Origin of the sequence: Paracoccus sp. MBLB3053, from assembly GCF_031822435.1 — a bacterium.
Lineage (GTDB): Bacteria > Pseudomonadota > Alphaproteobacteria > Rhodobacterales > Rhodobacteraceae > Paracoccus > Paracoccus aurantius.
On the sequence record NZ_JAVQLW010000007.1, the window covers coordinates 1 to 5335 of the forward strand.

Genomic DNA, 5335 nt, shown 5'->3' on the forward strand with positions numbered 1-5335 from the left:
CCCCCGTAAATGTCAGCTCGGGGGGCGTGTATCCTCCCCCCCCACCCGGAAGCCGGCGCGGTATCAGCTCGCCCCGCCGAAACACCGCGCCGCCCTTGGCGTTAATTCTGCGGAGAATAGATCGCATCTATGAAATCCCGTTTCTGCCCCAGCGTGCGGGCGTCCCAATCGCTCGGCACGATCAGCCCGAGCTCGGCCGCAAGCTCGTCCATCGCCTCATGCGTCCGGATCGCCTCGGCCAGCTCGATCGGGTCCGGCTCAGGATCCGGCGGCACAGCATCCGGGCCCCCCACATGCGTTGCAGGCTCGCCCCGCTCCCCGTCCTGGTAGCCGTAAAGCCACCCCTGGAACCCGCTCTCGTCGTCATCGCTCGCAGGATGCGGGTTCGCATCCGTCCCGAGCCCGTTGCGATAGGCCTGATACCCTTCCGCATAGGCCCCGATCAGCTTGGAGCCAGGCGCAAGCACATGCCCATCCGACTGCCGCGCGTAATGGTCATAATCCCGATGATATTTGCCAGCCATCACCGCCTCCGATACTTCGCGAGCTCGCCACCCAACACGCTCTTGCGGATCGCCTCGGACCGCTCCCGCGTGTCAGATGAACCAAGCGCGGGATTGGCTTGCACCTCCCGCGCCCAGGCCTCTTTCGGAACGCTGATCCCCTCATTGAAAGGACTCTCCCGCAGCGCCCGGGAAGATCCCGCCCGGCTGATCGCCGGGCAGGGAAAGGTGGAACGCGCCGTCACCCGAGCACCACGTCAGCCGCGTAATCCAGGTCCAGGAGCACCCGGCCGGCATCCGGGTTCAGCGCCTTGAGCGTCCAGTCGACACTCATCAGCCGCTTGTCCGAAAGGCCGGTTTTGGCAAGATCCTCGACCCGGTAGCCGCGCAGGAAGCTCAGCCGGAAATAGGCCGGATCGAACAGGAAGGCCGCGCAGCCGTCGCCCGTGCCGGCAACGTCATAGGCGCGCTGGATCCGGTTCGGGATGAAATCCATCGTCACCCCGAAATCGGTGATGAACGTGTTCACCGTCCCCAGCGCCTCGGCCCCACCGGTAATGCCCCGCGTGTCCCTGGTCAGCGTCGCGATCCGGCTGGAGCTCGTGAACATGTATTCACTCAGCTTGCGGATCAGACCGGGCACACTCATCAGGTAGCCCGGATCCGCGCCACCCTCCCAGGCCTCCTGGGCCGCGTCGCGAACCATCATCTCAGTCAGGCCCACAGGAGCCGCGCCGGGCGTCACATCCCCCCAGCCGCCCCCGGAAAACCCGGGCTGATCATAGCCCGAGCCCGTGTCAAACGGCGTCATCATCGCCGCCAGGCCCGCCGGGATGCCCGGTTGCGTGTCCCCGTCATCCGACTGGCTGCCCTGGATGCCCAAGGCGTTCGCCTCGACATTCCGGCGCAGCTCGCGCTGGCGCATCATCACCTGGTAGCTCAGCTCGTCGCCCCGGCCGATCGTGTCAGATGCCCGCGCCCGCGCCGAAACCTGAACTTCCTTGGTCAGGATGCCGCAATGGTTGCCGAGCCGCTTGCCGCCCTTGGCGTCGTTCTGGTCGCTATCCGCGCCGTCGACCACCCAGCCGCCGAGCTGGGGCTCGTCCAGCTTGTCCGTGGTCCATTCGGTGTAGGAATTGGTGCAGGTGTCCGTGCCCACAATGTCCGTGAAGGGAAGCGGGATTTTCGAAATGTCCCAGATCTTCTCCATCACGTCTTCGCGAATGAGGCCGTTCTCCTCGATCGCCTTCAAATCGGCTGATTGCCAATAATCCGCAGGTTTTGCCATGTCGCCCCCTGTAACGGGGGCGATCGGCTCCTACCGCTCCCCCCGCAGAATGGATGAAACCGCCCGCACCTGGTCGCCTTGCTTGCCCGACCGTTTCGCGCGGCTGATTGCGCTCGATTGGCCCGCACCTCCCCGCCCCTGGGGCGGTATGATGCCCGGCCGTTCCGGGGCTTTCGGCTTGGCACTGGTCAGACGGTCCAGACGGGATTGCACATCCATCAGGCGCTTCATCACCAGGAACACCCGGTGATCCTTCATCCCGATCAGCTCCGCAGGACTGAACCCGAACTCCTGGCCTGCCTTGACCAGGTATTGTTCAAACTTGCCCCGCCAGCCCTCATCGCCAATCTCTGGCATCGCGCGCCTCAACGCGTTTGCCTCCCTGGCCTGCAGCTGCGCATCGCGCTGATTGAGCCAGTTGCCGATCTGCTGTTGAATGCCGGGGGAAAGCTGCTGCTTGGCTGCTTCGTAGACCTCGACCAGGCGCGCCTCCGCACCCCTTACCGCGCTCTCGCGCTCATCCAGTGAACCCTGCTTCCTGGCAATCTCTTGCTCCAGGCTCACCCTCTCGCCATGCGCATCCTTCAACGCGCCGAGCTTTATGGTCGCCTTGTCTCCAAGGCCAATGTCCAGATCATACAGCTCGGAGACCTCGATTCCTAGCTGATCGGCCAGCTCATGCAGGTTGCGCGCCTTGGGGCGCGGCGCTGGCCGGCTCTCGGGCTCCTCGCCCTCCTCCTCCCGCTCCTCGGCCGACCGCCCGTCAAGCACCGTCTCCAGCCGCTCATCGGGCATGTGCCGATCGCTGCGCTCCTCGGCCTCGGCCGCGTCAGGATCCTCGCCCCGAAGCAGGGCCGAGATTGCCGCCACCTGTTCCGCCCCCGCGCGCGGCCGGGCGGGCCGCTCCTCGAAGGAGCGTTGCGAACTGTCGGACCCCCTCGAGGATTCCTCTGTCCTGATCTGTTGCTGTTCCATTGGCCCACCTCTCGAATGATGCCGCCTCAAAATCCCGCGCGATCTCCTCGATCAGCGGAAGCGCGCGGGATAGCGCCTCCGATGCCTCATCCGCCCGGCTCATGCGGCATCCCTCTCGGCCGCCGCCCGCGCGTCCTCCCGATCGGCCGAGCGTTCGGCCCGCGCGTCCTCTCGCATCGCCGCATCCGCCTCACGCCGCGATTGCGACGCCGCCTCCCGTGCCTGCTTCTCCAGGTCTATCTGCGCACCGCCCACGATCTCGGCCTCCTTCATCGCCAGCTGCGTCTCGGTGTCGAAATACTTGTGCGCCAGCTCGCCCCGGTTCTTCGCCTCCTGAACATCCAGCTTCCGGCTCTCCAGCGCCAGCTGCGCCTGGATCAGCTGCAGCTGCTGCTGTTGCGCCGCCTGCGCCTGCTGTTGCGCAGCCTGCGCCGCCTGTTGCGCGCTGGGGCTCGACGGATCGAGGAGCATCGCGTCGGGATTGTCTATCCCCGCCATCCGCAGCCAGGCCCGCGCCGTCGCGTGAAGCGTCTGCGGGCTCGCAAGAATGTTCGTCATCCCCGCCGCCATCGCCTGCGCCTGCATCTGCAGGTGCATCCCCAGCACGTTCTGCATATGCGCCCGCTGCCCCGGCGTCTTGCCGACCGTGACGTTCATTCGCGTTCGTTCCGGCCAGGCGCGCGGATCCACCTGCACGAACTGCCCCTTAACCCGCACCTGGAAAGGCTCGGCTGCATAGGTGCGCAGATAGGCATGGGCGATCGTGTAAAGCCCGCGCAGCAAGGTTTCCCCGAGGTTCGAGGCCATCATGGAAACCATCTGTTCGCGGCTCGCATATTGCCGCTCGATCCCCGTTGCCGTCTCGCCCGCCAGCTGAACATCGGCCTGCATCATGTCCAGGCTCGCGCCCCCGGCCTCCGTCCGCCGCTTGTCCTGGTAGGTCAGCATCGCCAGCGATCCGCTCACCGTGTCCGGAATCGTCAGCGCCGCAACCGCCTGCGGATCGCGCGCCCGGATCCCGCCCCCGGCGATCGGGTTCAGAACGTCCTCCTCGTTCACCCGCGCCGGGTCATAGACATATTTCCCGTTCTGCATCGTCGCCGTGTTGTCCTCGGCCTGCCGCAGGAAAAACGTCTTGCTGTCCTGGATCTGCTTGAGGTGATCAAACAGGCTCTCCCCGGTCAGGCGATGCGGATTGATGAACCCCGTTCCGATCGCATAGGGGATGAGCCCAACCAGCTCCTGTTCCAGAACTTCCTTCTCCTCGGCAACCAGGATCCGCCACCTCTCGCTGATCCCGTCCCCGTCCAGGTCGATCATCAGGTAGCACTCATGGCAGGAAATCAGCTCCTGGTCCTCGGTCTCCCCCTGCATGTCATCGACCGAGCCGAGCCGGTCCAGCTTCGCCTCCGCCCCGCTCGTGCCCAGATCCTCGACCAGCTCGCGCCGCACCCCGCGCTCCAGGAGCTCCGATCGGCTCAGATCCATCGCCTCGGCAAAGAACCGGCGCTCCTGCAGATCACCCGAGCCCGATGACCAGCACAGCATCTCGATCGGAACCGAGGCCGTCCGGAACCGCGACCGGAACCGCTTGACCCGAATATGATCGCCCTCGATCTCGGCCGAAGCCCCAGGATCCGCGTCCTCGATCCGATGCGCCAGCGCCAGGCGCTCGTCCTTCGCCAGCCCAGACACGTCCAGCCGTTCTGATACCAGCCGCTCCTCCTGCCAGATCTTCATCGCCCCGTTGCGCATCAGAAGCGCGTCCTTCACCGCCTCCTGGATCTCAATTGCGCCCTGGTTGTCCTCGACAATCAGCTTGTTCAGAACGTCGCTCTCCGCCTGCGCCCCGTCCTCGTCCTGTTCGGAAAGCGGCTCGAACTCCACAACGCTGTCGGTCGACAACATCGGCGTGAGCATCGCAAGGACCGCGTTCACCATGTCCCGCACATCCGAGCTTTGCGCCGTCGACCGGTTCTCGATCTCGTCGCCCCTCGGCCGGCACAGATAATAGGCCACCGCCTGCCGTCGCGCCCGGTCATTGTCATCCGCCGCGTTCTCCGCCCGCGCCAGCTCGTTCTGGATTACACCACCGAGCCAGCGCCGCTTTTCTTCCTTCCCCTTCGGCATCTTCGCCATGTCACCACACCCCAAGTTTCGGGCGCGGCCGCGCGCCCCATGGCTGAACCATATCACGCCCAAGCGCCAGGTAACGCAAAGCGTCCGCCCAATGGCTCGACCAGTCATGCAAGGGCCGCGTGTGATAGACCCGCTTCACCTCGTCATAATCCGCCCGATAGGCCGCCAGAGCCTCGCGCAGCATCTTGCACCCCTCCGAATCCATCCAGACCTTGGGCAGGAGCTCGCGCACCTGGTTGATCCCCTCGTGCACCGACTGGTTCGGCACCAAGTATGTTGCCAGCCCCCGCGCCTCGAAGATCTCCCGCCGCGTCTGCCCGCTCCCGAGCTCGCGCACCTCGGCGTCATGCGGCAAGATCACGCTGTCCACCTTGAACGGCAGATCCCGCCAATCCTCCAGCATCTCCGGAATGCTCGTGCGCTCCCAGGC

General features: G+C 65.5%; 5 protein-coding genes. All 5 read right to left on the reverse strand.

Features of this window, described 5'->3' with window-relative positions; translation table 11 throughout:
* Positions 1–101: 101 nt before the first annotated feature.
* Positions 102–524 (reverse strand): hypothetical protein, encoded by a 423-nt coding sequence (locus RGQ15_RS22310; protein WP_311163109.1) that lies wholly within the window; start codon positions 522–524, stop codon positions 102–104.
* Positions 525–744: 220 nt separating this feature from the next.
* Positions 745–1791 carry an SU10 major capsid protein gene (locus RGQ15_RS22315; RefSeq protein ID WP_311163110.1) on the reverse strand — a complete coding sequence of 349 codons (1047 nt, stop codon included), beginning with the start codon at positions 1789–1791 and terminating at the stop codon, positions 745–747.
* 30 nt (positions 1792–1821) lie between these two features.
* The gene (locus tag RGQ15_RS22320; protein WP_311163111.1) at positions 1822–2766 is read right to left on the reverse strand and encodes a hypothetical protein; all 945 of its coding nucleotides are present in this window, start codon (positions 2764–2766) and stop codon (positions 1822–1824) included.
* A gap of 99 nt (positions 2767–2865) precedes the next feature.
* Entirely contained in the window at positions 2866–4905 is a 2040-nt protein-coding gene (locus RGQ15_RS22325; protein WP_311163112.1) for a portal protein, read from the reverse strand.
* 1 nt (position 4906) lies between these two features.
* Positions 4907–5335, reverse strand: a 429-nt coding sequence (locus RGQ15_RS22330; RefSeq protein WP_311163113.1) for a hypothetical protein, incomplete at its 5' end; no start/stop codon positions are given.

Excerpts from the sequence above, each read along its gene's own strand:
- RGQ15_RS22310 (WP_311163109.1), bottom strand. The coding sequence starts at position 524 with ATGGCTGGCAAATATCATCGGGATTATGACCATTACGCGCGGCAGTCG.
- RGQ15_RS22315 (WP_311163110.1), bottom strand. The coding sequence starts at position 1,791 with ATGGCAAAACCTGCGGATTATTGGCAATCAGCCGATTTGAAGGCGATC.
- RGQ15_RS22320 (WP_311163111.1), bottom strand. The coding sequence starts at position 2,766 with ATGGAACAGCAACAGATCAGGACAGAGGAATCCTCGAGGGGGTCCGAC.
- RGQ15_RS22325 (WP_311163112.1), bottom strand. The coding sequence starts at position 4,905 with ATGGCGAAGATGCCGAAGGGGAAGGAAGAAAAGCGGCGCTGGCTCGGT.